Here is a 26,475-nt window from a genome sequence, read left to right as displayed (position 1 = left end):
ATGGATCTGCAGAAGCCGCCCGCGGAGCCGGCGCAACAGCAGCTCGCGCACCACCGGTCCGCGCATCAGCAGGCCGCGCGGCGGTCCCCCGAGGGGCAGACGCCCGAGGGGTGTCTCGTCGTCGCGATCCGGCTTCCCGTGCGGATCGTCGTGCTCGTGCTGGTCGTGCCGGTGCGGATGGTGTGGGACGCACTCGTCGTTGCCGGGCGGTTCCTGAAGGACACCGTGCTGCGGCCGCTCGGACGGGCGCTGGGGTGGGTCGCGCGAGCCGTGTTCGTGTGGCCGTTCATCGGGCTGTGGCGGTACGCCGTCGTGCCCCTCGGCCGGGCGCTGGCCCGGCTCGGGAACGTCCTCGTCGTCGTCCCGCTCGGATGGCTCTACCGCCGTGTGCTGACTCCCCTCGGCCGCGCCCTCGTGTGGCTGGCGCGAGGGATCGGCTCGGTGCTCGCCCTGCTCGGGGCCGGGATGTATACCGCTCTCGCCTGGCTGGTGAGGTATCTCGTGGTCGTGCCCGCCGAGTGGCTGTACGCGCGCGTGCTGGCACCGGTCGGCCATGCCGTCATGTGGGCCCTCAGGGGGATCGGTGCGGTGCTCGCCCTGCTCGGGGCCGGTGTGTATGCCGTTCTCGCCTGGTTGGTGCGGTATCTCGTCGTCGTCCCAGCGGAGTGGCTGTACGCGTGGGTGCTTGCACCGGTCGGTCGGGCGGTCGCGTGGTGCGCGAAGGGGTTCGTGCGGGGCGTGGGCCTGCTCGCCACCGGGCTCGGGGTCGCCCTCTACTGGATCCTGCGGGTGCTGTTCGTGTTGCCCGCGCTCGCACTGTGGCGCTGGGTGCTCGTGCCTGCCGGGCGCTTCCTCGCCGTCGTCGGCCGCGAGGTGGGAGAGGCGCTCGGGCATGCCTGGCGGGTTGCCGGGCGGATCTCGCTCGCCGTGGGGCGGGCCCTCGGCACCCTCTTCCGGTGGATCTTCGTGGAGCCCCTGCGCTGGTTCCACCGGACCGTCCTCACTCCCGTCGGGCATGTCATACGGGACGCCGTACTGCGGCCGGTCGCCGAGGCAGGCCGCAGTGTGGGGCGGGCCACCCGGCTGGCTCTGGCCTCGGCACGGGAGTCCGCGCGCCAGGCGCGGGCCGACTTCCGCCGGATGCTGTTCGGAGAGCGGGAACGGGCCGAGGCTGTGGACGGGCGGGAACCTCTCGGCCTTGAGGCACGTACTCTTGGTAGCAGTACGACCGCTCTCACGAAGGACTGAACGACACTGGGCAAGCGACAGCCCGAAGGCCCGCCGCCCGCACCCGCGGTGCAGCGCATCCGACTGCGCTACACCAAGCGCGGCCGCCTCCGGTTCACCAGCCACCGTGACTTCCAGCGCGCCTTCGAGCGTGCGCTGCGCCGTGCCGAGGTGCCGATGGCGTACTCGGCGGGGTTCACGCCGCATCCGAAGGTGTCGTACGCCAATGCCGCACCCACCGGCACGGGCAGTGAGGCGGAGTATCTGGAGATCGCCCTCACCGAGGCGCGGGATCCGGAGAAGTTGAGGCTCCTGCTCGACGAGTCACTGCCCCCCGGGCTGGACATCGTCGACGCTGTCGAGGCCCGGACCTCGGGGCTCGCCGACCGGCTCACCGCTTCCGTGTGGGAGTTGCGGCTGGACGGCGTGGATCCGGTGGAGGCTGAGCGGGCCGTTTCGGCCTTCAACGCCGCCGACGCGGTCGAGGTCCAGCGCACCGCCAAGAACGGCGTAAGGACCTTTGACGCCCGCGCCGCAGTCGTACAGCTGGAAACGCATGGTGGATCCTCATCCACAAGCGTCGGCTCCGATGGAGCAGCTGACGCCGTGCACCTTGCTGGGCCGACCGACCAGCCCTGTGCGATACTGCGGCTGGTTGTTCGGCACGTGACGCCTGCCGTACGACCCGACGACGTCCTGTCCGGTCTCCGCGCCGTGGCCGACCTGGCGCCGCCGGTCCCCGCAGCGGTGACCAGGCTGGCGCAGGGGCTGTTCGATGAAGAGACCGGCACGGTGACCGACCCGCTCGCGCCCGACCGCGAGGCAGCGACGGCCGCACCCATGGCCGATTCCGCTGCCACCGCGAAGGCGCCGGCGTAAGGAAGGTCCCGCGAAGGACGGACGTCGAAGCGCCGCCCTTGTACTCGGGAGCCACCTGGGTCGGGCAGCGAACTGACCAGAAGACTTTCGCCAGGCCGTACACATTCGGTGTACGGAACCGGCGAGACAGGACACAGAGAGCTCCCGTGCGGCGCCCGCGCCCCGGACGGCGGCACCGCGCATCGCGCGAGCCGCGGACGTCACCGGCAATCAATGCCGGACCAGGTGCGGCGCCCGGGAGCCTGACGGGAGAAATGCCCGCATGCTCGAACCGACCGAACCCACTGAGGGTTCCGAACCGAACACTCCCAGCGACACACTGCCGCCGCGTCGTCGGCGCCGTGCCGCTTCCCGCCCGGCGGGTCCCCCCGCCGCGGCCGCCTCCGAGACCCCGGAGGAGATCGTCGCGCCGGCCATACCGGCCGACGGCGACCTCAAGGCCGACGAGGACGAGGCCGCCGAGACCACGGTCACGGCCGATCTCGAAGCGGCCGAAGAAGCAGAGAAGATCGACGAGGGCGCTGAGGCGGCCGAGGCGCCTGCGGTTGTCGAGGAGGCCGCGCCCGCTGGGCGTACGCGTCGTCGTGCGACCCGTCGTGCGGCCGCGCCTGCCGGTGCGCCCGCGGCCGCCGAGGTGGCCGAGACCGTGGTGACCGTTGCCGCCCCGGCCGAGGTCGCGGAGAGCGCGGCCGCCGCCGAGGCACCGGCCGATACCGAGGCTCCCGCTGTCGAGTCCGCCGAGGAGGATGCGGCTCCGCGCCGTAGCCGTCGGCGTGCCACCCGTCGTGCGTCCGCACCCGCGGCTGCCCCCGTGACCGAAGAGGCGACGCCCGCCGCGGAGGCCGAGACGCCCGCCGAGGCCGAGGCTCCCGCTGCCGAGTCCGCCGGCGAGGACGCGGCTCCGCGCCGTGGCCGTCGTCGCGCCACGCGTCGCGTGACCGCGCCCGTCGAGGAGGCGGCCGCGACCACCGAGGCCGCCGCCGAGGAGGCGCAGGCTCCCGCCGTCGAGGAACCGGTGACCGCTCCCGCCCCTGCCGCCGAGCAGAGCGACGAGGACGCCGCCCCGCGGCGTCCGCGTCGGCGGGCCACGCGTAAGGCCGCGACCGGCTTCGCCGCGCCCGCGCAGGCCGCACGTGCCGAGGGCGAGAGCGAGGAGCCGCGCCGGCCGTCGCGGCCCGCCGTCGCCGTGTTCCAGGCGCCCGTGTTCACCGAGCCGCAGTTCCAGACGCCGCAGCGGGCCGCCGCCGCGGCTGCCGCCGAGGCCGAGGTCGAGGTCGAGGCCGTCGAGCCGGAGGAGCTCCCCGAGGAGCAGGCCGGATCGCGGCGCCGCCGCCGGCGCCGGGGTGCCTCGTTCGCCGAGGAGACCGAGACACAGGCCGTCGAGACCGCCGCCGAGGACGAGTCGGATGAGGCCGAGGAGCCGGCCGAGGACGCCGCCGACGGCGACGAGTCCGAGGAGACCGGGTCCCGCCGTCGCCGGCGCCGGGGCGGCCGTCGCCGCCGTCGTGGCGAGCTGGCCGACTCCGCGGGCGAGGACGAGTCGGACGAGTCCGACGAGGCCGCCGCGCAGGACGCCGAGGACAGCGCCGAACAGGCCGAGGACGACGAGGAGGACGACGCCGACGGTGGTGGGTCGAGCTCCAGCAGCCGTAGGCGCCGTCGCCGTCGCCGTCGGGCCGGTGACTCCTCCGCGGACTCGGAGCCCGGCGAGGGCGACCCCGAGCGCACCGTCGTCAAGGTCCGCGAGCCCCGCAAGCCCTCCGAGCCGTCCGACGAGGTGCAGTCCATCAAGGGCTCGACCCGTCTGGAGGCCAAGAAGCAGCGCCGCCGCGAAGGCCGCGAGCAGGGCCGCCGCCGGGTTCCAATCATCACCGAGGCCGAGTTCCTGGCCCGCCGCGAGGCCGTCGAGCGTGTGATGGTCGTCCGGCAGAGTGGTGAGCGCACGCAGATCGGCGTCCTGGAGGACGGTGTGCTCGTCGAGCACTACGTCAACAAGGAGCAGTCGACCTCGTACGTCGGCAATGTGTACCTGGGCAAGGTCCAGAACGTGCTGCCGTCGATGGAGGCCGCCTTCATCGACATCGGCAAGGGCCGCAACGCCGTTCTCTACGCGGGTGAGGTGAACTTCGAGGCGCTGGGCATGGCCAACGGCCCGCGGCGCATCGAGTCGGCCCTCAAGTCCGGCCAGTCCGTGCTCGTCCAGGTCACCAAGGACCCGATCGGTCACAAGGGCGCACGGCTCACCAGCCAGGTCTCGCTCCCCGGCCGCTACCTCGTGTACGTGCCCGAGGGCTCGATGACCGGCATCAGCCGCAAGCTCCCCGACACCGAGCGGGCCCGGCTGAAGACCATCCTCAAGAAGATCGTCCCCGAGGACGCGGGCGTCATCGTGCGCACCGCCGCCGAGGGCGCGAGCGAGGACGAGCTGCGCCGCGACGTCGAGCGACTGCAGGGGCAGTGGGAGGACATCCAGAAGAAGTCGAAGAACGGCGGCAGCTCGAACGCGCCGTCGCTGCTGTACGGCGAGCCGGACATGACCGTCCGCGTCGTCCGCGACATCTTCAACGAGGACTTCTCCAAGGTCGTCGTCAGCGGCGACGAGGCGTGGGAGACCATCTACGGATACGTCGCGCACGTCGCTCCCGACCTGGCCGACCGGCTGTCGAAGTGGACCTCCGAGGTCGACGTCTTCGCCACGTACCGGATCGACGAGCAGCTCGCCAAGGCCCTGGACCGCAAGGTCTGGCTGCCCAGCGGCGGTTCGCTGGTGATCGACCGGACCGAGGCGATGGTCGTCGTCGACGTCAACACCGGCAAGTTCACCGGTCAGGGCGGCAACCTCGAGGAGACCGTCACCAGGAACAACCTGGAGGCGGCCGAGGAGATCGTCCGCCAGCTGCGGCTGCGCGACCTCGGCGGCATCATCGTCATCGACTTCATCGACATGGTCCTGGAGTCCAACCGGGACCTGGTGCTGCGGCGCCTGCTGGAGTGCCTGGGCCGGGACCGTACGAAGCACCAGGTCGCCGAGGTGACCTCGCTGGGGCTCGTGCAGATGACCCGCAAGCGGGTCGGCCAGGGCCTGCTGGAGTCCTTCTCCGAGACCTGCGTCCACTGCAACGGCCGCGGTGTCATCGTGCACATGGAGCAGCCGACCTCCGCCGGTGGCGGCGGCAAGCGCAAGAAGCGCGGGCGTGGCGGCGACGGACATGTGCACGAGCACGAGTCCGCGGTGGCCGTGGAGGCCCCGGACGTCGCCGAGGAGGAGACCGAGGCAGAGGTCGCCGCCGAGGTCGCCGAGCCGGTCGCGCTGCCCGCGCCCGCCTACACCCCGGACGAGGAGCTGTACAGCAGCGTCGCCGAGGCGGAGGCCGCGGTCGGCCGTGGCCGTTCGCGGCGCCGGACGAGCCGACGGGCGTCCGCTCCGGCGGGTGCGCCGAGGCGCGACGACTCCAGGCGCGACGACAACAGGCGTGAGGAGGTCCGGGCCGAGGACGTGCAGTCCGAGGCGCCGACCGCTCAGCACGTGACCGCCGAGCAGGAGGTCGAGCGTCCGGTGCAGCCGGAGCCGGCCGTCGCGGCGCTCGCCGAGCCCGCCGCCGTCGAGGACGCGGTCGTCGAGACCCCGGCCGAGCCCGTGGAGGAGACCGCGCCCAAGGGACGTACCCGTCGTCGCGCCACCCGCAAGGTGTCCGCGCCGGCCGGATCGCCCGCGGGGGCCGAGACCGCCGTGGTGACCGTCGCCGAGACCGCGGCGCCCGTGGCCGAGGTTCCGCCGGCGCCCGAGGCCCCGGCCGAGGCGCCCGCCGAGAGCGCCGCACCGGCCCGTCCGCGGCGCCGTGCGGTGCGTAAGGCGACCGCGCCCACCGCGTCCGAGGAGACGGCCGTCGTGGTCGTCCCGTCGGGTGCGGCGGACGAGGCGTCGTCCGCGGCGGAGAGCGTCGAGGAGACGGCCCCGGCCAAGAAGACGGCCGCGCGCAAGACGGCCAAGAAGGCCACCGCGAAGAAGGCCGCCGCCAAGAAGACCGCGGCCAAGAAGACGGTTGCCAAGAAGGCGACGGCGAAGAAGGCGGCCAAGACCGTCAAGACTGCCGCCGCCAAGTCGACGGCGAAGAAGTCCGCGGTCTCGGCCGCAGCCGACGAGAGCTGAGCAGTGTGCTGTGCGGCCGGTCCACGTGACCGGCCGCACACCGCTGGGCCCCGGCCCGGTTTGACCCCTTCGGCCACGGCCCCGTAACCTTGGCCGTCGGCGTGTCCGCAGGTACAGACGCGTCACATCCCCGTAAACCTCTTCCTCCAGAGCGCTCGGTGCTCGTCACCGGCTGTTCCGGAGAGGCTGCCCGCCTGCCGGGTGGCTGGACTGCGGGGGTGCCGTTCCCGAGCGAGAGAGTGAGATCCGCGTGTACGCCATCGTGCGCAGCGGTGGTCGCCAGCACAAGGTTGCTGTCGGCGACATCGTTGAGGTTGACAAGATTTCCACTGCCAAGGTTGGCGACACGGTCGAGCTCTCGACCCTGCTCGTTGTCGACGGCGACGCTGTGACCAGCGACCCGTGGGTGCTGGCCGGCATCAAGGTCCAGGCCGAGGTCGTGGACCACCACAAGGGTGTGAAGATCGACATCCTTCGCTACAAGAACAAGACCGGCTACCGCCGTCGTCAGGGCCACCGCCAGCAGTACACGGCGATCAAGGTCACTGAGATCCCCGCGGCTGCGAAGTAAGGGACTGAGGAGAGATGGCACACAAGAAGGGCGCATCGTCCACCCGGAACGGTCGCGACTCCAATGCCCAGCGGCTCGGCGTGAAGCGCTTCGGCGGTCAGGTCGTCAACGCGGGTGAGATCCTGGTCCGCCAGCGCGGCACCCACTTCCACCCCGGTTCGGGCGTCGGCCGTGGCGGCGACGACACGCTGTTCGCGCTGAACGCCGGCGCGGTGGAGTTCGGTACCCACCGTGGCCGCAAGGTCGTGAACATCGTTCCGGTCGCCTGAGCTCAGGCTTAGACACAGACCGAACGTTTCGCGAGGCGGACCTCACTTCCCCTGGGGGAAGGCGGGTCCGCCTTTCGCGTGTTATAGCAGAGACACATCCGTACGTTTTTGAAGTGCTGGAGGCACCCCAGATGACCACCTTCGTGGACCGCGTCGAGCTGCACGTCGCCGCGGGTAACGGGGGCCACGGCTGTGCCTCCGTTCACCGTGAGAAGTTCAAGCCGCTCGGCGGACCCGACGGCGGCAACGGCGGGCGCGGCGGCGATGTGATCCTCACCGTCGACCAGTCCGTCACCACGCTCATCGACTACCACCACTCCCCGCACCGCAAGGCCACCAACGGCAAGCCGGGCGAAGGCGGCAACCGCTCGGGCAAGGACGGACAGGACCTCGTCCTGCTCGTGCCGGACGGCACAGTCGTGCTCGACAAGGCGGGCAACGTACTCGCCGACCTGGTCGGACACGGCACGTCGTACATCGCCGCGCAGGGCGGCCGGGGCGGCCTCGGCAACGCGGCGCTGGCGTCGGCGCGGCGCAAGGCGCCGGGGTTCGCGCTGCTCGGCGAGCCCGGGGACCTGCAGGACATCGGCCTGGAGTTGAAGACGGTCGCCGACGTGGCGCTCGTGGGGTACCCGAGTGCGGGCAAGTCCTCGCTGATCTCGGTGCTGAGCGCGGCGAAGCCGAAGATCGCGGACTATCCCTTCACGACGCTGGTGCCGAACCTGGGTGTGGTGACCGCGGGTTCGACCGTGTACACCATCGCCGACGTGCCGGGGCTGATCCCCGGCGCCAGCCAGGGTAAGGGCCTTGGCCTGGAGTTCCTGCGGCACGTCGAGCGGTGCAGTGTGCTCGTGCATGTACTGGACACCGCGACCCTGGAGTCCGAGCGTGACCCCGTCTCCGACCTCGACGTCATCGAGGAGGAGCTGAAGCAGTACGGCGGGCTCGACCGGCGACCGCGGATCGTCGTACTGAACAAGACCGACGTACCGGACGGCAAGGACCTCGCGGAGATGGTGCGGCCGGACCTGGAGGCGCGGGGTTACCGGGTCTTCGAGGTGTCGGCGGTGGCCCATCTCGGCCTGAAGGAGCTGTCGTTCGCGCTCGCCGACCTCGTGGCGAAGGCGCGGGCCGCCAAGCCGAAGGAAGAGGCGACGCGGATCGTGATCCGGCCCAAGGCCGTCGACGACGCGGGCTTCACGGTGACGCACGAGGAAGCCGACGGGGAGGCGGTGTTCCGGGTGCGGGGCGAGAAGCCCGAGCGCTGGGTACGGCAGACCGACTTCAGCAACGACGAGGCAGTCGGATTCCTCGCCGACCGGCTCAACCGGCTTGGTGTGGAAGAGGCGTTGATGAAGGCGGGGGCGCGTTCCGGTGACGGTGTCGCCATCGGACCCGAGGAGAACGCCGTCGTCTTCGACTGGGAGCCGTCGATGATGTCCGGGGCGGAGATGCTGGGACGCCGGGGTGAGGACCATCGCTTCGAGGCGCCGAGGCCCGCAGCGCAGCGGCGGCGGGACCGGGAGGCTGAGCGGGACGAGTCCCTCCAGGAGTTTGACGGGTTCGAGCCGTTCTGAGCTGTCGGCGCGGGTGACCGGGGGCTGCGCCCCCAGACCCCCTGTCGGCCTGCGGCCTTGTCCTCAAGCGCCGGACGGGCTGGTTGGGGCTGAGTTGGGTTCGTCGTCAGGTGGCGGACGGGCTGGTTGGGGCTGAGTTGGGTTCGTCGTCAGGCGCTGGACGGGCTGGTTGGGGCTGAGCTGGGTTCGTCGTCAGGTGGCGGACGGGCTGGTCTCGTGTGGGGGGTGCGCACTGCGGGCGTGCCCGGCAGCGTCGAGCGGGGCGACCGCTTCGGCACCGACGTCCAGATCGGGGACGTCGATAGCGACGGTTATCCGGATGCGGTCACCGGTCTGCCCGGCGAGGACCTGGGTTCCGTCGCCGACGCCGGTTCCGTGGTCGTGCTGCGCGGCAGCGCCGCCGGGCTGACCGGTAACGGCGCTCAGGTGGTCACGCGGAACACCGGCAACGTGCCCGGGGCCGGCCGCCCAGAAGGGCGCCCCCTTCGGCCGGGCCGTGCACCTCGGTGATTCCGACGGAGACGGGCCGGCCGACGTCGCCGTCGGCGCACCGGGGGGAACGGCGACGTCGGGGTCGTCCGGCACTTCCGTTGCGGCCCGAGCACCGTCGTGACGCCGAACAGCACCGGCCTCGTCGGCAACCCCCTGCTCGGCACGGACGGTACGAACGCGAAATTCGGCTCGAACTTCTCGTACTGAAGCCTCATGTGGTGGGCGTCAATTGATGTGACGTCAGACCCGTTGTGACCAGGTGACGTTCATCCCGTTGTTCCTGTGTCGCAACGGGTCTTCTGTTGTCTGCCCATTTGTCATGCACGCGAACACTTGCGTTCAGCCGGTGGACCGTCCGGCTACGTGAGCTTTCACGTGTCCAAGAGGCTTGCGAGGCAAGGGAGTTCGTGATGACCGGAACAATCTCGCCCGACCGACGGCGCTTTCTGACCGCCGGTGCCGCCGTCCTCGGTGCGGCGGCCTCCGCCCAGCTGTGGGTGCCGGGCACCGCCCGGGCGGCCGAGGCCACGCTGCCCGACGGGGTGTTCAGCCTCGGCGTCGCCTCCGGTGACCCGCTGCCCGACGGCATCGTGCTGTGGACCCGGCTCGCCCCCGACCCGCTGAACGGCGGCGGCATGCCCGACCGCGTGGTCGCGGTGGAGTGGGAGATCGCGGAGGACCCGCGGCTCAGAAAGCCGGTGCGCCGGGGTGTCGCCGAGGCCGGCCCCGAGTACGGGCACAGCGTTCACGTGGACGTACGCGGGCTGCGCCCGGACCGCTCGTACTGGTACCGCTTCCGGGTGAGCGGGCAGCTCTCGCCCACCGGCCGCACCCGCACCGCCCCCCACCCGCACAGCAGGGGCGGCTCCCTGCGCGTCGCGCTCGCCTCCTGCCAGAACTGGCAGCACGGCTATTTCACGCCGTACGCCGACATGCTCCAACAGGATCCCGACTTCGTCCTGTTCGTCGGCGACTACATCTACGAGTCCACGCCGGCCTCGACGGGGCCGCGCCGGCACGAGGGCACGGGGGAGCCGTACACCCTCGTCGAGTACCGCAACCGGTACGCGCAGTACCGCACCGACCCCGACCTCGCGGCGATGCACGCCAGCGCCCCCTGGGTGGTCACCTTCGACGACCACGAGGTCGACAACGACTGGGCCGGCGAGATCCCGCAGGATCCCGCCAAGCAGTCCCACGACGCGTTCGTGGCGCGGCTGACGGCGGCCTTCCAGGCGTACTACGAGCACATGCCCGTCCGGGCGACCGCGATCCCGACCGGCCCGCACATCCAGATGTACCGCCGCCTGGAGTTCGGCCGCCTCGCGCGCCTCAACCTCCTCGACACCCGCCAGTTCCGCAGCGACCAGGTGACCAGCCAGGCGGCCGCCGAGGACCCGTCACTCACGATGCTCGGCGCCGAGCAGAAGGCGTGGCTGCTGGACGGGATGCAGGACTCGCCGGCCCGCTGGAACCTCGTCGCCTCGCAGATCATGATGGCCGAGACCGACCTGCAGATCGGCGAGGGCAAGCTCTGGTACTACGACGCCTGGGACGGCTACCAGGTCGAGCGCAACGCCCTGCTCGACGAGTTCGCCGACGTCCGCAACCCGGTCGTACTCAGCGGCGACCGTCATCTGACGATGATCAGCGACCTCAGAACGGACTACGCCGACCCGGACTCCGAGGTCGTCGGCGCCGAGTTCGTCGGTACGTCCATCTCCAGCAACGGCGACCAGGACCAGGCCGCCTTCCACGCCCAGTGGGACCCGCTGCGGGCGGACAACCCGCACTGGAAGCTGATCGACGCCCACCGCGGCTACCACCTCTTCGACATCCGGCGTGACGGAATCGACGCGCAGGTGCGGGTGGTCGACACGGTGCTGCAGCCGAAGGCGACGCCGAGCACCTACGCGCGGCTGCGGGTGGAGAACGGCCGGCCGGGCGTCGAACTCGCCTGACGCCGTGCCCCGGGGCGGTGCATGAAGTCTGCGTGACGGGGGCCTGGGACACATCCGTGTCTTAGGCCCCCGTCACGTTCCTCCCTCACCGAGACCGAAATGCTGCGGAATCTTAATAAGGAATTCCGCGGCAATGGGCTGTCGGGCGGGCCGTATTCCAGGCTCATCCGTAACGGCGCGGTCATGCATATGAAGAATGCGTGCAGTACGGCACCGGGGGACGTGAAGATCTCGACGCCCCGGGCGGACGCAGAGGCCGCCGTCGGGAACGCCGTCGGGCGCGGTGCCGGGGATCGGCGCCGAGATGATCGGGCGCATCACTCGTATGGGCGTACGGGGCCTCGGGGATCCGGCGGCACGCACGGTTCACCTGGTTCACCTGACGTCTTCGTGGAACCAGCCAACGTGCCCCCGGCGGGCGCTGCCTGAGGAAGCCGCGGCGGCGCTGACCCCCTGTGCAGTTACTCACAGCAATTCGACAGGTCCTCCCGGCGGCGTTCCCGGGGCCACCAGCAGTGCAAGATGAATGTCAGGTGGCGCGCACATATGCAGTGAACGGCGCTCACCTTGCACAGCGGTAACCGCAAGTGGGACCATTTCCAGGTTCCCTGACGCCCCAAGGTAGGTCCTCTGTGTCCCAGCACATAGCCAAGCCCCGTACCACCGCAGTGATCCTGGCCGGTGGCACCGGCCAGCGGGTGGGTCTCTCGATCCCCAAGCAGCTGCTGAAGATCGCCGGCAAGGCAGTCGTCGAGCACACCCTGACCACCTTCGAGAAGGCCGACTCGATCGACGACGTCATCGTGCTGATGGCGCCGGGCTACGTCCCCGACATCGAGAAGATCGTCGCCAAGGCCGGGTTCAAGAAGGTCAGGAAGATCATCGAGGGCGGCTCGACGCGGAACGAGACCACCGAGCGTGCCATCGAGGCCCTCGGCGAGGGCCTGGCCGAGGGCGAGGACCTCAACGTCCTCTTCCACGACGCCGTGCGCCCCCTGCTCTCGCAGCGCGTCATCGACGACTGCGTGGTCGCCCTGGCGCGCTTCCAGGCCGTCGATGTCGCCATCCCGTCCGCGGACACCATCATCGTCACGCGCACGCACGGCGAGGACGGCGAGTTCATCACCGAGATCCCGGACCGCTCCCGCCTGCGCCGCGGACAGACCCCGCAGGCCTTCAAGCTGTCCACGATCAAGCGCGCCTACGAGGTCGCCTCCAGTGACCCCAACTTCCAGGCCACGGACGACTGCTCGGTCGTACTGAAGTACCTGCCGGACGTGCCGATCCACGTCGTCGCGGGCGACGAGTACAACATGAAGGTCACGCAGCCGGTCGACGTCTTCATCGCCGACAAGCTGTTCCAGCTCGCCTCGACCGCCACGCCCGAGCAGATGAGCGAGGAGGCCTACCGCGAGCTGCTGACCGGCAAGACGGTCGTCATCTTCGGCGGCTCGTACGGCATCGGCAAGGACATCGCCGAGATCGCCGAGTCCTACGGGTCCAAGGTGTACGCGCTCGGCCGCTCCACCACCGGCACGCACGTGGAGAACCCGGAGGAGGTCGACGACGCGCTGTCCAAGGCGTACGCGGAGACCGGCCGGATCGACTACGTCGTCAACACCGCGGGCGTGCTGCGCATCGGCAAGCTGGCCGAGACCGACAACGCGACCATCGAGGAGGCGCTGAAGGTCAACTACCTCGCGCCGGTGCAGATCGCCCGTTCCGCGTACAAGTACCTGGCGGAGACCAAGGGCCAGCTGCTGCTGTACACCTCCAGCAGCTACACCCGCGGCCGCGCCGAGTACAGCCTCTACTCCTCGACCAAGGCCGCCATGGTGAACCTCACCCAGGCCCTGTCCGACGAGTGGGCCGGCGACGGCATCCGTGTCAACTGCGTCAACCCGGAGCGCACCGCGACGCCCATGCGCACCAAGGCCTTCGGCCAGGAGCCCACGGGTTCCCTGCTCTCCTCCGAGGCGGTGGCCCGCACCTCGCTCGACGTGCTGCTCTCCGAGCTGACCGGGCACGTCATCGACGTCCGCCAGCAGGACCCGACGGCGGGCGCGGCGAAGGCCTCCGGCTTCGAGCAGGCGCTGGCCTCGGTTCTGGACGTCCAGGACGGCGTGTAATAATCGACGGTAATTAGTCTTCCGTTATTCAGGCCTCTGCTTTCCGGCGTTAATGCAGTGCATTGACCGGGTGCTTGCAGAGGCCTGATCCGTACACCCGACGAATTACCTAAACCCTGCGCACTCCAGAACAAAACCGGCACTCCCCATCCCAGAGCAGGTTCTCCGTGATATCCACCGCTATTCGCGTCGCCCGCGTGGGCAGCGCGGCCGAGCTGGCCGCGGCGGCACTCATGATGCTGGGCTTCCCGGCCATCATGCTGGCCGCGCTCATTCCGAGCGTCTACGCCTTCGCGGCCGCGGCCGCCGTGACGTACCTGGCGGACCACTATCTGCACCGCAAGGGCAGCTACCTCGTCAACCGGCTCAGCAAGGTCCGCGCCGGCCTGTCGATCCGTTTCCTGATCCGGCAGCTGCTGCTGGTCCTGCTGCTGGCCCGGATGTCCCTCTCGGATGGCCTGATCTTCTACGGCGCGATCGCCTGCTTCATCGCCTTCTACGGCCTCCAGGCCCCGCACGGCGCCCTGGTCACGCTGATCCGCAACCGCCGCCGGATGCCGGTCGCGACCCGCAACGTCGACCTGGCCTCGCGCGTCCGCATCCCGGACGCCCCGCCGCGCGGGCTGCTGAACCGCTCCGCCGAGAAGATGCTCCACCTCGACCTCGCGGCCGTCGCGGGCCTGCTCGTCTCCGCCGTCCTGGACTCGGCCGTGCCCGCCTTCATCGGCATCGGCGTCACCCTGGTCCTGGGCTGCCTCTACGTCCTCACGCTGATGCCGTACGTCCGTGGCACCAAGATCCCGCCGAACGCGGAGAAGGTGCTCGCGGCCGTCGACGACTGGCTGCGGGAGTACAAGCCGGAGACGGTGCTGTACTTCTCGGGCTCCAAGGACTCCGCGTACCAGGTCAACATGTGGCTGGAGACCATGGAGCAGCTTGACTCCAAGCCGCTGGTCATCCTGCGAGAGCGGGTCATCCTGACGAACCTGGCGCCCACCACGGCCCCCGTCATCTGCGTGCCCGGCGGTGTGCACCTGATGAACATGGAGCTCTCGACGGTGCGCGTCGCGCTGTACGCGGCGAACGTCGGCAAGAACATCCACCTGCTGCGCGTCCCCACCATGAAGCACGTCTTCATCGGCCACGGCGACAGCGACAAGCTCGCCAGCGTGAACCCCTTCAGCAAGGTGTACGACGAGGTGTGGACCGCCGGCCGCGCGGGCCGAGACCGCTACGCCATCGCCGACGTCGGCGTCCGCGACGACGACATCGTGGAGGTCGGCCGCCCGCAGCTGGCGCCGATCCAGAGCAGGCAGGACGCACTGCCCGCCCGTGGCGCGGCCGCTGACGGATCCTGCCCGACCGTGCTGTACGCGCCCACCTGGGAGGGCTGGGACGGCAACCCGGGCAACACCTCGCTCGTGCTCGCCGGCGAGCACATCGTGAAGAAGCTGGTGAAGGCCGACCCGCCGGTCCGTGTCCTGTACAAGCCGCACCCCTTCACCGGCACCGTCAGCAAGCAGGCGGGCGCCGCGCACCAGCGCATCATCGCCCTGGTCGAGAAGGCCGCCGCCGAGCGTGCCGCCGACTCCCGCTACACGGTGGACGCGGCTGCCCAGGCCAAGGCCAAGAGCGAACTGGCCCGTATCGAGGCCCGGCTCGCCGAGCTGTCCGGCACCGCCGGCGACAAGGGCGACGAGGCCGAGGCCACGCGGGACGGAGTGGTCGACGTCGAGAAGCACGCGGAGGTCGCCCGGCTGCGCGGCGAGTGGAACGACGCGTACTGGCGTTCCTTCGGCGGCTTCGAGCACCGCGTCATCGCGGGCGCCGAGCCGCGCCTGTACGACTGCTTCAACGTCTCCGACGCGATGGTCTCCGACATCTCCTCCGTGGTCTCCGACTTCATCGCGAGCGGCAAGCCGTACGCGGTCACGGACTCCGCCGAGCTGGGCGCCGAGGAGTTCAAACGGCAGAACACCGCCGTGCGTGCCGCGGTGATCCTCTCCAACAGCGCGGCGGAACTGGGCGAGTTGCTGGATGCGGTCCGCGCCCCGGCAGCCGACCCGCTGGCCGAGGACCGCAAGGAGCTGAAGGAGTATCTGCTCGGCCCGGACGAGCCCACGTCCATCGAGCAGTTCAACAAGGCGGTGGCCGACCTGGCGCTCAAGGCCCAGACGCGCAACCTCGGCCAGGAGTCCCGGGCTGCGGCCGGCGCCGCGGGAGCCGACGAGCTGTCGGACCAGTTGTCCCCGGCACAGCCTGCCCAGCCGGTGCCGGCGACCGGGGAGACGGACGGCGCCAACACACGCTGACGTTCTCCGCTCCCACGTAAACACCTCAAGAGCCCGGCCCCGAGGATCATTCCTCGGGGCCGGGCTCTTTACCGTTTCTTACCGCTTGCTCCCACCGCGTCCTGAGTAACTCTCGGCGGTTCTGCGTACTTTTCGGTGCCCGTTCCTTTCGGCTGCCTGTGCCGCCTGTGTGCTCCCTGTGACCTGTGTCACCAATTTCAAGCGGTAAGGCAACCTCCTCAAGTGACCGCCCGTCTAACAAATTGCGAATATGCGGATTCGGGGGAAATGCCCTGTGACCAAGGGGGAAATGTGACCGTCGCGCAGCCTGATGTGAGTGTGATCATCGGGGCGTACGAAGCGATGCCGTATCTGGTCGAGTGCCTCGCGTCCGTGGAGGCACAGACCATCGACCCGGAGCGCATCGAGGTCATCGCGGTGGACGATGGGTCCACCGACGGGACGGGGGACTGCCTGGAGGAGTTCGCGGAGCGTGTGACCATGCCGGTCACGGTGATCCGGCAGGACAACTCCGGCGGCCCGAGCGGGCCGCGCAACGTCGGGCTCGGCAAGGCCGCCGGGCGCTACGTCTTCTTCCTCGACGCCGACGACCGGCTGGGCCCGGAGGCGCTGGAGCGGATGGTCGCGATGGCCGACCGCAACCGCACGGACGTGGTCCTCGGCCGGGTCGAGGGCATCAACCGCAAGCCGCCGCAGTCGATGTGGGGGAAGACGTTCGAGCGTACGGACGTGTTCTCCTCCAACATCAAGTTCACGCTGAGCGCGCAGAAGCTGTTCCGGCGGGAGTTCCTGGAGCGGCACGGCATGCGCTTCGACGAGTCCCTGTGGACGGGCGAGGACGCGCTGTTCACGATGGAGGCCTATCTGCGGGCGGACGGCGTCTCCGTGCTGGCCGACTACACCTGCTACTACCTGGTCGGCCGGGACGACGGCAAACACGTGACGAAGAGCGGGAGTTACACCCTGCGTTTCGACTCCGCGCGTGCCCTGATGAACCTGATAGCCGGGCTGGTCCCCGCGGGGGAGCGGCGCGACGCGCTCATGATCCGGCCCTTCCTGATCACGCTGCTGCCGCAGTTCGGTCCCCGGTACCTCAAGGACAGCGAGAAGGTCCGTCGGCACAAGTTCGAGCTGGCGAAGCCGCTGATGGAGGAGTTCTGGGGTGAGGGCGTGGCCGGCCGCCTGAAGGTCGAGGAGCGGCTCAGGCTGCACCTGGTCGCCGAGCAGCGGCCCGAACTCCTCGTCGGCGTCCTGGAGTTCGTCAAGGCGAAGCAGGAGGCGGCCGCGCTCCTGGAGCGCAAGGGCCGCCATGTCTATCTCGCCTACCCGCTCTTCCGCGACGCCGCGGCGGGCATCCCGGACTCGGTCTACCTCGCCGCTCCCCGCGAGGCCCGCGCCTTCCCGGGCTACCGGGAACACACGCCCGCCTCGGTGCTGCGCCGCGCGGCCCGCAAGGCGCGCAGGGCGCTCAGGTCCCGGACGGCGACGAGCGGGCCGCGGACGCCGGGCGGTACGGGTACGGGAAGGGGCGCTGCGGCGGCGGCCTGACGCGCACGCCGGCTGCCTGAAAGCTGCCCTGCGCGGGTCGGCGGGCGCGTTGTCCGGGACGCCGGGCGGGCAGGTGCAGGTCTGTCGGTGAGCGGAGTGCTCGCCGCCGGACCCGTCGCTACCGCTGCCTACTAGGGCCCGACCCCTGCCTACCGGCCCGACTGCAGTGCGCGCCGGATCGGGCGGCCCACCACGCGGCGGGCCCGGCGGTAGACGGACGTCGACGGTGACGCCGTACCCGGCTTGGCGGTGCCTCGTTCCAGATCCCGCTTCAACTGGGCGTTGTCCAGCGACAGTTCGGTGATACGGCTCTGCATCCAGCCGAACCGTGAGGTGAGCGAGGCGAGGTCGGCGTCGTTCCAGGGGCGGATGCCCGCCGGGAAGGCCAGCTCCTTCATCCGGGCCTCGAAGCCCGCGCCGCCGTCGCCGTGCGTGAACGTGTTCTCCAGGCCGTTCCTGTCAAGGAACCCCGTGAACCGCTCGAAGCGCTCCAGATGACCGCCGGTCAGGCCGGTGAGGTCGGCCTCCTCGTAGAGCTGCGCGGGGTCCAGATCCGGAGGCAGTCTGTCGATGCGGCGGTGCGGGATGTCGAAGTAGCGGCACAGCTCCAGCGTCCGCGAGTCGCCGCACAGCACCGTCGCGGGCGTGCCCGCGAGCAGCGCCGCGACATTGCCGTGAATACGGGAGCCGAACGAGAAGTCGTATCCGCGCAGGTCGTCGATCCAGGTGACCGGGTCGACGTAGACCCGGACCTTGTCCTCCCGGTACATCGGGTGGTCGGGATGCGTCGGGATCGCCGTCACCGCCCCGTTCGGGTGGGACAGGTCCCGCCAGTGCAACTGCCGCGCGTCGCTGAGGTTCTGGCCGATGAACGTCAGATGCGGATAGCGGGCGTGGGCGCGGTCGATGACCTTGCCCAGGCCCTGCTTCTGCACCGCGCTGTGCGAGCCGTTGACCGCGATCCGGGAGCCGGCGGTGAGGCCCGGCGTCCGCTTGTGCACGGCCAGTTCCTTGCCGTGCATGAACAGGGACGGGCAGCCGATGACCTCGACGTCGTTGAACCCCAGGTCCTTGAGGTACTTCTCGGTGAACTCGCCCCGCACGCCGATCGAGGCACTGCGGTCGAGCACCGCGGAGACGAAATCGCGCACGGCAGGCTCCATGGGCTTCAGCCGTGCCGCGTTGTAGTTCAGCCCGGCCTGCGCGCCGATGCCCAGCACCACGACCGGGATCTTCAGCCTGCTGATCAGCCGCGTCAACCGCTTCAGCCCGGTCTCGAAGGACGGCCGGAAAGCATTGGCCAGCGGCACGACGAACGCGTCGTACTCCTCGTTGATCAGGCCCGCCGCCGCCACTTCGGTCCGCATGCTGTTCGAGACGACCTCGGTCCCCGGGGTTTCGAGGATCTTGTGGGAGGCGTCACTGAAGATCAGGTTGCCGGAGTTGGTGGCGATGACGTCCTGGTCGAGGGCCTCCTCCACCGGAAAGACGTCGAAAGGACTCTTCCCCGAACGCAGGAGGATGCGCTTTGCACGGCGAACTTCTGTAGGTTGCACGGAGTTCAAATTAGGTTTACCTGCACTTTGATTTCTATAGGCAACCAGTGCAACCTTTTTGCCGTACGCGACGCGTGAGCAAACGGTTACGTGACGCCTGTCCGGGGGCTGGACCGGCGCGCGGATCCGGGTCCCCTTCGCGTAGATTGCCGGGCGGGGAAGCTTGAGCGCGAGGGACGGAAGAACAAGGTGGCAGGGGCAAGGCAGGCCGTGATCGAGGCCCGCAGGATCGTCGTCAAGGTGGGCTCCTCGTCGCTGACCACCGCGGCCGGCGGTCTCGACGCCGACCGGGTCGACGCGCTCGTCGACGTTCTCGCCAAGAGCCGCAGCGGAGGAGAGAAGGAGATCGTCCTGGTCTCCTCCGGCGCCATCGCCGCGGGCCTGGCCCCGCTTGGCCTGCGCCGCCGCCCCAGGGACCTCGCCCGCCAGCAGGCCGCCGCCAGCGTCGGCCAGGGCCTGCTCGTCGCCCGCTACGCCGCCTCCTTCGCCCGCTACGGCGTCCGCGTCGGCCAGGTCCTGCTCACCTCGGACGACATGAGCCGCCGCGCCCACCACCGCAACGCCTCCCGCACCCTCGACAAGCTGCTCGCCATGGGCGCGTTCCCGATCGTCAACGAGAACGACACCGTCGCCACCGACGAGATCCGCTTCGGCGACAACGACCGCCTCGCCGCGCTGGTCGCCCACCTCGTCCACGCCGACCTGCTGGTGCTGCTGTCCGACGTCGACGGTGTCTACGACGGCGATCCCAGCAAGCCCGGCACCTCGCGGATAGCCCAAGTCCACGGGCCCGAGGACCTCGCGCACGTCGACATCGGCAGCGCGGGCAAGGCCGGCGTCGGCACCGGCGGCATGGTCACCAAGGTCGAGGCGGCCCGGATCGCGGCCGCCGCCGGCATCCCGGTCGTCCTCACCAGCGCGATCCACGCCGGCGACGCGCTGCAGGGCAACGACACCGGCACCTACTTCCACCCCGCGGACAGGCGCTCCGCCGACCGGCTGCTGTGGCTGCAGCACGCCTCCACCCCGCAGGGCTCCCTCACGCTGGACGACGGGGCGGTGCGGGCGGTGGTCGAGCGGCGCAAGTCGCTGCTGCCGGCCGGAATCGCCGCGGTGGAGGGCGAGTTCAGCGCCGGGGACCCGGTCGAGCTGCGCGACGGCGAGGGGCACGCGGTGGCCCGCGGGCTCGTCAACTTCGACGCCAAGGAGATCCCTCAGCTGCTCGGCCGCTCGACCCGGGAACTGGCGCGCGAACTGGGCCCGGCGTACGAGCGCGAGGTCGTCCACCGGGACGACCTGGTGATCCTGCACCCCTGACCGTTCCGAACGCCCGCGGCAGCGGAAGAGGGTGGCGCGAGAGCCGAAAACGGGGGGAACGCCCCGCAAAACGGCCCGCCCCTGAGGTGGACGTTCCGCAAAACCGCCCCACGAACCCTTGCGGCCTGCTCAACTTTGTCTCAGGGACAGATTCCGCGCGAGCATCGCTCGACCATTGCGTAAAGGAGGCCGTCGTGAGACGAGTGCGCCCTGGGGCGGCGGCGTCCCGCGACGGCGCCGCCTCCCGCGCGGGCGGCGAGGAGCGCGCCCTGACCAGCGTCGCGGCCGGCGCACGGTACGAGGAGCCGGCCGACCTGCCGCGTCTGTGGCACGTCACCCTCAGCGTCTCCGGCGAACAGGCGCCGCTGAAGGAGGTGCGGCGCGGCCTCGAACAGCTCGCCCACGACCACCCCTTCCTCCTGACCAGCCGATACGCGGGCGACCACGCGGAGATCCGCTACTGGGAGGAGGCCCGCGACCTGCACGACGCGGCCGCCGTCGCCCTGCGGCTGTGGGGCGAGCACCGCCAGACCGCCAAACTGCCGCCCTGGGAGATCGTCGGCCTGGAGGTCATCGACCGCGAGACCTACCACCAGCGGCTCGCCGAGGGGTACGGCCCGCCGCCGGCCAGCCCGGTGGGTGTCCACCCCTTTTGAGAGACCTGCGAGGTCTGCGAGGCCTGCGAGGTCTGGGGGATATATGGGCTATGCGGGCTCTGCGGTGCTTGTCTCGGGGTGTGGAATGCGCGGTGGATGAGCCCGGCCGGCGCACTACGCTTCCCTCATGACCACGCTTTCGCCGTACGACTCCATGTCCCCGGTCACCCGGGCCGCCTACCGCGCCAAGGCCGCCGCCGCCGACCTCGCCCCGCTGCCGCGCGCGGTGAAGGACGACGCGCTGCTCGCCGTCGCGGACGCCCTGGAGGTCCGTACGAGCGAGATCGTCGAGGCGAACGCCAAGGACATCGCCAAGGCCCGCGAGGCCGGCACCAGCGAGGCCATCGTCGACCGGCTGACGCTCACGCCCGAGAGGGTGCGCGCGATCGCCTCGGACGTGCGGGACGTCGTCGCGCTGCCCGACCCCGTCGGCGAGGTCGTCCGCGGCTCGACGCTCCCGAACGGCATCGATCTGCGCCAGGTCCGCGTCCCGCTGGGGGTCGTCGGCATCATCTACGAGGCCCGCCCGAACGTGACCGTGGACGCGGCGGCACTCTGCCTGAAGTCCGGCAACGCGGTCCTGCTGCGTGGCTCGGCCTCGGCGTACGAGTCGAACACCGCCCTCGTACGGGTGCTGCGCGACGCCGTGGGCGGCGCCGGGCTGCCCGCCGACGCGATCCAGCTGGTGCCCGGGGAGAGCCGCGAGAGCGTGCGCGAGCTGATGCGCGCCCGGGGCCTGGTCGACGTGCTGATCCCGCGCGGCGGCGCCTCCCTGATCCAGACGGTCGTCTCCGAGTCCACCGTCCCCGTCATCGAGACGGGCACCGGCAACTGCCACGTCTACGTCGACGCGTCGGCCGACCTCGACATGGCGGTCGACATCCTGATCAACTCCAAGGCCCACCGGGTCAGCGTCTGCAACGCCGCCGAGACCCTCCTCGTCCACCAGGACATCGCCCCCGAGTTCCTGCCGCGGGCCCTGGACGCCCTCGCGGAGGCCGGGGTGACCGTGCACGCCGACCCGCGCGTGCTGGCGTACGCGAAGGACTCCAAGGCGACCGTCGTCGAGGCCACGCCGGAGGACTGGGACACCGAGTACCTCTCCTACGACATCGCCGCCGCCGTGGTGGACTCGCTGGACAAGGCCGTCGAGCACATCCGGCTGTGGACCTCCGGCCACACCGAGGCGATCGTGACGACCTCCCAGCAGGCCGCCCGCCGCTTCACCCAGCTCGTCGACTCCACCACGGTCGCCGTGAACGCCTCGACCCGCTTCACCGACGGCGGCCAGTTCGGCTTCGGCGCGGAGATCGGCATCTCCACGCAGAAGCTGCACGCGCGCGGGCCGATGGGGCTGCCGGAGCTGACGAGCACGAAGTACATCGTCACCGGGGACGGGCACATCCGGCGCTGACCCGGCGCTGACCCGGCACCCAGGCCGGAAATGTCTCAGCAGACGGATGAATTTCCATACCGTCTGCCCAAAATGACCCCCCAGGTCTACTCTGGAGTGGTGCCGGAGGACGTGGGGGGCGCGCCGTTCCCTGACGGCTGGGAGCCCGACGACGACCACGACCGCGGGGTGTCGGACGAAGAGTTCGCCTCCGTGGTCTTCGACGAGGCCTTCGTACGGGCGGCCGTAGTACACGAGCCGACCGCCGTCGAACGCCTCCTTGCCGCTGCCCAGGCGAGAGCGGAGGCCTCCGAAGCGGAAGCCCGCAGGGCCCATGGCAGGGGTGAGCGCTACGAGGACGGATACCGCCCCGACGCCCGCACCGGTTTCGGCCATGATCCCGACCTCGACGACCCGGACGACACCGACGTCCTCGAAGGCCGCTACGGCGCCCCGGGGACGTACGGGAAACAGGTCCGCTGGCATCGCCCCGTCGCCTGGATGCTCGCCCTCGTGATGGGCATCGGCATGGTCGCGCTGGCCTTCGCCGCGGTCTACCGTGGAGCCTCCTCGGGCAGCCGGGACCAGGTGCCGGCGCCCGCCTCGACCGGCCTGGAACACGGCAGCGCGGTGCCGCCCTCCGCTTCCGCCGACAACTCTCAGCCAGCCCTCTCGGTGATACCGCGCACGCCCTGAGCAGCACTCGGAACAGCTCCGTCGCGCTCACTTTCGAACCTGGTGAGAACCTGTCAGAACTTGTCGTGTACCAGGGCGTTTACCGAAGCTCTCGGAGACCTACCCTGAATGTATGGGAGGGCCTGGAGACCCACCTGAGGGGACACCCGAGGGCGCCCCCGGAGGTGGAGAGGACGAGTATCGATCCGTCGTCTTCGACGAGTCGTTCGTCCGCGCTGCCCGCCTCCAGGAGTTCTCGGCGCACGAGCGCATGGCCGACCACGCACCCGCCGTACGCCGCCGTCCGTCACTGCGCCGGGGCCTGTCGCGGCAGGCGCTGATCCTGGTTCTCCTGATCGCGGTGGCCTTCGGCACCGCGATCTACATGGGTGTACGGCACCCCTACCAGACGCCCGCGGCCCGGCAGCCCGTCGAAGCCCTGCGGATGACCGTCATCCCGCTCTCCCCGCAGGGCAGGGTGCCCGGCGCGGTCGATCCCGAGTACCTGTACGCGCACAGCCCCGCCGCGCAGTTCCGCATCGGCGCCGAGGGCATACCGCTGCCCGCCTCGCGGCGCACCGCGCACTTCTCCGACAGCCAGGTGGTGGCCGCCCTGACCACCGCCAAGGACTACATCGTGCGGTCCTCGCTCTCACCCGACGTGATCAGCAGCCAGGACGTCCGCTCCGTGCGCGTCCTACTCGACGGCGACCAGCTGGACCAGTTCGACCAGAGTTTCGAGCACCCGACCGCCGACGGGCGCCACCAGCCCACCGGCTGGATGGTTCGCTTCGACCAGACCCGCGCCCAGCTCGCCGACACCAAGATCCGTGTCGAGGGCACGCTGCAGGCCGCCGAGACCGACTCAGCCACCCTCGAGGTCACCGCGGACCACACGTTCGTCTACGCGCTGAAGCCGACCGGCGCCGACGCCAGAGCCCAGGTCTCCCTGTTCACCGTCCGACGCGAGCTGCACTTCCGCTTCGACCGTGACGACCTGCGCCTGCGCCAGGCCCAGCTCGTCGTGTCCTACGTCCAGGCCGGCCCGCTGTCCTGCGCTGAGGACTCCACCAACCACCTCCACCCGCTGCTGGCCGGACAGACGGCCAGGGCGGGCGGCCCGGCAGGCACCGACCCGTACGCCACGGGCGGCACGACGGCCCTGTGCGGGTCGTTGGCCACTGGGGCGCAGCCGAGGGTGTGACAGGGGCGCGGGGTCGGTTGTCGGCTGCGGGTCCGGTGGGGGCTGGTCGCGCAGTTCCCCGCGCCCCTTGAGGGGGTGCAGTCGTCCGGAGTCGGTCAGTGCTCCTGGTCCGTGGGCGGCTCGTCGGTGGGCGGCTCGTCGGCCGTCGGCCGTTCCTGGGTGGGCGTCGAACTCGCGAAGCCGCCGAAGCCGCGCCGCACCCGCCCACCCAGATCCCCCGCCCCGCCGGCGATGTCGCTGACCAGCTTCATCAGGGGGTCCTTGGAGCTCTTCACATTGGTCGCATAGCTCGCCGCCGACTCACGGAACGAGTCCGAGACCGAGGTGTCCTTGTCCTCGGTGCGCCGCGGGTAGTGGCCGTCCATGATCCGCTGGTAGTCCCGGGACTCGGCCCACTTCTTCAGCTCGGCCGCGCGGATGGTGGTGAACGGGTGGGAGCGCGGCAGCAGGTTCAGGATCTTCAGCACGGAGTCGCGCAGGTCCCCGCCCGCCTCGTACTCGTCGGCCTGCTTCAGGAACGCGTCCACGTTCATCTCGTGCAGGTGGTTGCCGCCCGCGATCTTCATCAGGCCGCGCATCGAGGCCTGCAGATCCTGGCCGGCCAGCAGCCCCGCCCGGTCGGCGGACAGCTCCGACTTGCGGAACCACTCGCGCAGCGCCGTCACGATCGCCATGATCGCGAGGGTGCCCAGCGGGATCCAGGCGACCCGGATCGCCAGGTTCGTCAGGAACAGCAGGATCGTGCGGTACACGGAGTGGCCGGACAGCGCGTGGCCCACCTCGTGGCCGACGACCGCCCGCATCTCCTCCTCGTCGAGCAGCTCGACGAGACCCGTGGTGACGACGATGATCGGCTCGTCCAGGCCGATGCACATCGCGTTCGGCTGCGGGTCCTGGTTGACGTACATCGGCGGGACCTTCTCCAGGTCCAGGATGTAACAGGCGTCCCGCAGCATGTCGTTGAGGTGAGCGAACTGCTGGTCCGAGACGCGCACCGAGTCGGACAGGAACAGCAGCCTGAGGCTGCGCTCGGGCAGCAGCCCGCTGAGCGCCTTGAAGACCGTGTCGAATCCGCTCAGCTTGCGCAGCGCCACCAGAGCGGAACGGTCCGCCGGGTGTTCGTACGCACGCGAGGAGATCTCCGGGAAGCGCCGGCGCTGCCTGCTCGGTACGTGCTCGTGTCCGTTGTGCTCGTGGCCGTCGTCGGGCATGTCTTCCCCCATGCGTGAGAGTTGCCTTTGCGGACCCTTGTGCGGCCCTTTGCGCCCCCGAAGCAAGCCCCAGCCTAGGCGGAGTTACCGTGGACGGGCACTACACCGAAGGAGTCCAGCACCATGGATCACAGCCCCGCAGCCGCCTGGCTCACCGAGGCCGCGAGCGCCGCCCAGCACCAGGGGCCGGGGAATCTGCTCCGGGTCGTACTGATCGTGATGATGGTGGGTTGCGCGCTGACCGGGTGGTTCCTGTTGCGGGGTTACAAGCAGAAGGACGACTGAGGACCGCCCCGGGTTCCCCAACGGCGGAGTCGGCGTGATCGCCCTGAAGACGCCCGCTTACCATGGACGGACGTCTTTATCCCGCCCACACCGATAGGTTCTGTCGATGACGAGCTTCCACAGTGCTGCCGCTCAGTTGGTGACCCTCGCTGCCGAGGGCGAGGAGCACGGCGGCAACCACGAGAGCCTCAGCCCCTACGTCACCGGCGGCGGCGCCCTGTTCCTCCTGCTGCTCCTGCTGTGGATCACCACCCGCTTCAACCGCGACCGCTGAGCCCTTCCCGGGTCGCCTTCGGGCACCGGCCCGGGCGGGCTTCTCAGGCCGGGCCGGTAGGGTCTGCACGCATGGGAGAGCAGGACATGCCTACCGGTCCGGCGACCGGCACGGCGGACGGCACGCAAAACCGTCCGAAGAGCGGCCCCGCCGCGCAGCCGCGCCTGGTGAACGGCCCCGGCAACGGCCCGTCGAACCCCGGCAAGCGCCGCCTCGGCGTCATGGGCGGAACGTTCGACCCGATCCACCACGGGCACCTCGTGGCGGCCAGCGAGGTCGCCGCGCAGTTCCACCTGGACCAGGTGGTGTTCGTCCCGACCGGCCAGCCGTGGCAGAAGAGCCACCGCCATGTCTCCCCGGCCGAGGACCGCTATCTGATGACGGTCATCGCGACCGCCGAGAACCCGCAGTTCTCGGTGAGCCGCATCGACATCGACCGCGGCGGCCCGACCTACACCGTGGACACCCTGCGCGACCTGCGCGCGCTCAACCCCGACACGGACCTCTTCTTCATCACGGGAGCCGACGCACTGGCCCAACTGCTGACCTGGCGGGACACGGCGGAACTCTTCTCCCTCGCGCACTTCATCGGCTGCACCCGGCCCGGCCACCACCTGACCGACCACGGTCTCCCGGAGGGCGGCGTCTCGCTGGTGGAGGTTCCCGCCCTGGCCATCTCGTCCACAGAGTGCCGTGCGAGAGTCGCCAAGGGAGACCCCATCTGGTACATGGTGCCGGACGGGGTCGTGCGCTACATCGACAAGCGTGAGCTGTACCGCGGCGAGTGAG

The 26,475-nt window shown here is 70.4% G+C and carries 22 protein-coding genes; 20 read left to right on the top strand and 2 right to left on the bottom strand.

Annotated features, from left to right (window positions below; translation table 11 throughout):
* The 12 genes from ACYUED_RS14555 to ACYUED_RS14500 all read left to right on the top strand — a co-directional run bounded on the left by ACYUED_RS14555 (window position 1) and on the right by ACYUED_RS14500 (window position 17,115).
* On the top strand, window positions 1-1,248 hold the full coding sequence (locus ACYUED_RS14555; protein WP_491294261.1) for a hypothetical protein: 1,248 nt from the start codon (window positions 1-3) through the stop codon (window positions 1,246-1,248).
* A 48-nt stretch (window positions 1,249-1,296) separates the two neighbouring features.
* A complete protein-coding gene (locus tag ACYUED_RS14550; RefSeq protein WP_491292704.1) occupies window positions 1,297-2,106 on the top strand; it encodes a TIGR03936 family radical SAM-associated protein in 810 nt (269 codons plus the stop codon).
* Window positions 2,107-2,368: 262 nt separating this feature from the next.
* On the top strand, window positions 2,369-6,256 hold the full coding sequence (locus tag ACYUED_RS14545; RefSeq protein WP_491292703.1) for an Rne/Rng family ribonuclease: 3,888 nt from the start codon (window positions 2,369-2,371) through the stop codon (window positions 6,254-6,256).
* 250 nt (window positions 6,257-6,506) lie between these two features.
* Entirely contained in the window at window positions 6,507-6,827 is a 321-nt protein-coding gene (gene rplU, locus ACYUED_RS14540) for a 50S ribosomal protein L21 (protein WP_007381993.1), read from the top strand.
* Between the two features lie 14 nt (window positions 6,828-6,841).
* Window positions 6,842-7,096, top strand: coding sequence for a 50S ribosomal protein L27 (gene rpmA / locus ACYUED_RS14535; protein WP_019063244.1), 255 nt, complete (start codon window positions 6,842-6,844; stop codon window positions 7,094-7,096).
* A gap of 131 nt (window positions 7,097-7,227) precedes the next feature.
* Window positions 7,228-8,673: a GTPase ObgE gene (gene obgE, locus ACYUED_RS14530; RefSeq protein ID WP_491294259.1), complete on the top strand. Its 1,446-nt coding sequence runs from the start codon at window positions 7,228-7,230 to the stop codon at window positions 8,671-8,673.
* A 225-nt stretch (window positions 8,674-8,898) separates the two neighbouring features.
* Window positions 8,899-9,183 (top strand): FG-GAP repeat protein, encoded by a 285-nt coding sequence (locus ACYUED_RS14525; protein ID WP_491292702.1) that lies wholly within the window; start codon window positions 8,899-8,901, stop codon window positions 9,181-9,183.
* Window positions 9,170-9,286 (top strand): hypothetical protein, encoded by a 117-nt coding sequence (locus tag ACYUED_RS14520; protein ID WP_491292701.1) that lies wholly within the window; start codon window positions 9,170-9,172, stop codon window positions 9,284-9,286. Before ACYUED_RS14525 ends, ACYUED_RS14520 begins: the two co-directional genes overlap by 14 nt.
* A gap of 289 nt (window positions 9,287-9,575) precedes the next feature.
* Window positions 9,576-11,126: an alkaline phosphatase D family protein gene (locus ACYUED_RS14515; protein ID WP_491292700.1), complete on the top strand. Its 1,551-nt coding sequence runs from the start codon at window positions 9,576-9,578 to the stop codon at window positions 11,124-11,126.
* Window positions 11,127-11,758: 632 nt separating this feature from the next.
* The gene (locus tag ACYUED_RS14510) at window positions 11,759-13,255 is read left to right on the top strand and encodes a D-ribitol-5-phosphate cytidylyltransferase (RefSeq protein WP_491292699.1); all 1,497 of its coding nucleotides are present in this window, start codon (window positions 11,759-11,761) and stop codon (window positions 13,253-13,255) included.
* A 167-nt stretch (window positions 13,256-13,422) separates the two neighbouring features.
* Window positions 13,423-15,567, top strand: a complete 2,145-nt coding sequence (locus ACYUED_RS14505) for a hypothetical protein (protein WP_491292698.1) — start codon at window positions 13,423-13,425, stop codon at window positions 15,565-15,567.
* Between the two features lie 291 nt (window positions 15,568-15,858).
* Window positions 15,859-17,115 (top strand): glycosyltransferase family 2 protein, encoded by a 1,257-nt coding sequence (locus ACYUED_RS14500; RefSeq protein ID WP_491292697.1) that lies wholly within the window; start codon window positions 15,859-15,861, stop codon window positions 17,113-17,115.
* Between the two features lie 149 nt (window positions 17,116-17,264).
* Here the strand turns inward: ACYUED_RS14500 and ACYUED_RS14495 are convergent, their stop codons facing one another.
* Entirely contained in the window at window positions 17,265-18,671 is a 1,407-nt protein-coding gene (locus ACYUED_RS14495; protein ID WP_491292696.1) for a polysaccharide pyruvyl transferase family protein, read from the bottom strand.
* A 210-nt stretch (window positions 18,672-18,881) separates the two neighbouring features.
* Here ACYUED_RS14495 and proB point away from each other — a divergent pair, with 210 nt between their 5' ends.
* The 5 genes from proB (at window position 18,882) to ACYUED_RS14470 (ending at window position 23,916) form a co-directional block, all read left to right on the top strand.
* Complete coding sequence (gene proB / locus ACYUED_RS14490; RefSeq protein WP_491294258.1) at window positions 18,882-19,988, top strand: glutamate 5-kinase; 1,107 nt, start codon at window positions 18,882-18,884, stop codon at window positions 19,986-19,988.
* A 194-nt stretch (window positions 19,989-20,182) separates the two neighbouring features.
* Window positions 20,183-20,644, top strand: coding sequence for a DUF8830 family protein (locus ACYUED_RS14485; RefSeq protein ID WP_491292695.1), 462 nt, complete (start codon window positions 20,183-20,185; stop codon window positions 20,642-20,644).
* 127 nt (window positions 20,645-20,771) lie between these two features.
* Window positions 20,772-22,058, top strand: a complete 1,287-nt coding sequence (locus tag ACYUED_RS14480) for a glutamate-5-semialdehyde dehydrogenase (RefSeq protein WP_491292694.1) — start codon at window positions 20,772-20,774, stop codon at window positions 22,056-22,058.
* A gap of 99 nt (window positions 22,059-22,157) precedes the next feature.
* Window positions 22,158-22,733 carry an SCO2584 family spore wall biosynthesis protein gene (locus ACYUED_RS14475; RefSeq protein ID WP_491292693.1) on the top strand — a complete coding sequence of 192 codons (576 nt, stop codon included), beginning with the start codon at window positions 22,158-22,160 and terminating at the stop codon, window positions 22,731-22,733.
* Window positions 22,734-22,845: 112 nt separating this feature from the next.
* Window positions 22,846-23,916, top strand: a complete 1,071-nt coding sequence (locus ACYUED_RS14470; RefSeq protein ID WP_491292692.1) for an SCO2583 family membrane protein — start codon at window positions 22,846-22,848, stop codon at window positions 23,914-23,916.
* A 95-nt stretch (window positions 23,917-24,011) separates the two neighbouring features.
* Here the strand turns inward: ACYUED_RS14470 and ACYUED_RS14465 are convergent, their stop codons facing one another.
* The gene (locus ACYUED_RS14465) at window positions 24,012-25,127 is read right to left on the bottom strand and encodes a M48 family metallopeptidase (RefSeq protein ID WP_491292691.1); all 1,116 of its coding nucleotides are present in this window, start codon (window positions 25,125-25,127) and stop codon (window positions 24,012-24,014) included.
* 123 nt (window positions 25,128-25,250) lie between these two features.
* On the opposite strand from ACYUED_RS14465, the gene ACYUED_RS14460 reads away from it, so the two are divergent.
* The 3 genes from ACYUED_RS14460 (at window position 25,251) to nadD (ending at window position 26,474) form a co-directional block, all read left to right on the top strand.
* Window positions 25,251-25,412, top strand: a complete 162-nt coding sequence (locus ACYUED_RS14460) for a hypothetical protein (RefSeq protein WP_266514220.1) — start codon at window positions 25,251-25,253, stop codon at window positions 25,410-25,412.
* 106 nt (window positions 25,413-25,518) lie between these two features.
* Window positions 25,519-25,686, top strand: coding sequence for a hypothetical protein (locus ACYUED_RS14455; RefSeq protein ID WP_266514217.1), 168 nt, complete (start codon window positions 25,519-25,521; stop codon window positions 25,684-25,686).
* A 71-nt stretch (window positions 25,687-25,757) separates the two neighbouring features.
* A complete protein-coding gene (gene nadD / locus ACYUED_RS14450; RefSeq protein WP_491292690.1) occupies window positions 25,758-26,474 on the top strand; it encodes a nicotinate-nucleotide adenylyltransferase in 717 nt (238 codons plus the stop codon).
* The last annotated feature ends 1 nt before the right edge of the window (window position 26,475 follow it).

The sequence above is a fragment of the Streptomyces sp. DF42 genome, assembly GCF_058267695.1.
This window is presented reverse-complemented; position numbering and strand designations above follow the sequence as displayed.

Coding starts and splice junctions, on each gene's coding strand:
- ACYUED_RS14555 (WP_491294261.1), top strand. CDS start 1: ATGGATCTGCAGAAGCCGCCCGCGGAGCCGGCGCAACAGCAGCTCGCG.
- ACYUED_RS14545 (WP_491292703.1), top strand. CDS start 2,369: ATGCTCGAACCGACCGAACCCACTGAGGGTTCCGAACCGAACACTCCC.
- rpmA (WP_019063244.1), top strand. CDS start 6,842: ATGGCACACAAGAAGGGCGCATCGTCCACCCGGAACGGTCGCGACTCC.
- obgE (WP_491294259.1), top strand. CDS start 7,228: ATGACCACCTTCGTGGACCGCGTCGAGCTGCACGTCGCCGCGGGTAAC.
- ACYUED_RS14515 (WP_491292700.1), top strand. CDS start 9,576: ATGACCGGAACAATCTCGCCCGACCGACGGCGCTTTCTGACCGCCGGT.
- ACYUED_RS14480 (WP_491292694.1), top strand. CDS start 20,772: ATGACCACGCTTTCGCCGTACGACTCCATGTCCCCGGTCACCCGGGCC.
- ACYUED_RS14470 (WP_491292692.1), top strand. CDS start 22,846: ATGGGAGGGCCTGGAGACCCACCTGAGGGGACACCCGAGGGCGCCCCC.
- ACYUED_RS14465 (WP_491292691.1), bottom strand. CDS start 25,127: ATGCCCGACGACGGCCACGAGCACAACGGACACGAGCACGTACCGAGC.
- ACYUED_RS14460 (WP_266514220.1), top strand. CDS start 25,251: ATGGATCACAGCCCCGCAGCCGCCTGGCTCACCGAGGCCGCGAGCGCC.
- ACYUED_RS14455 (WP_266514217.1), top strand. CDS start 25,519: ATGACGAGCTTCCACAGTGCTGCCGCTCAGTTGGTGACCCTCGCTGCC.
- nadD (WP_491292690.1), top strand. CDS start 25,758: ATGGGAGAGCAGGACATGCCTACCGGTCCGGCGACCGGCACGGCGGAC.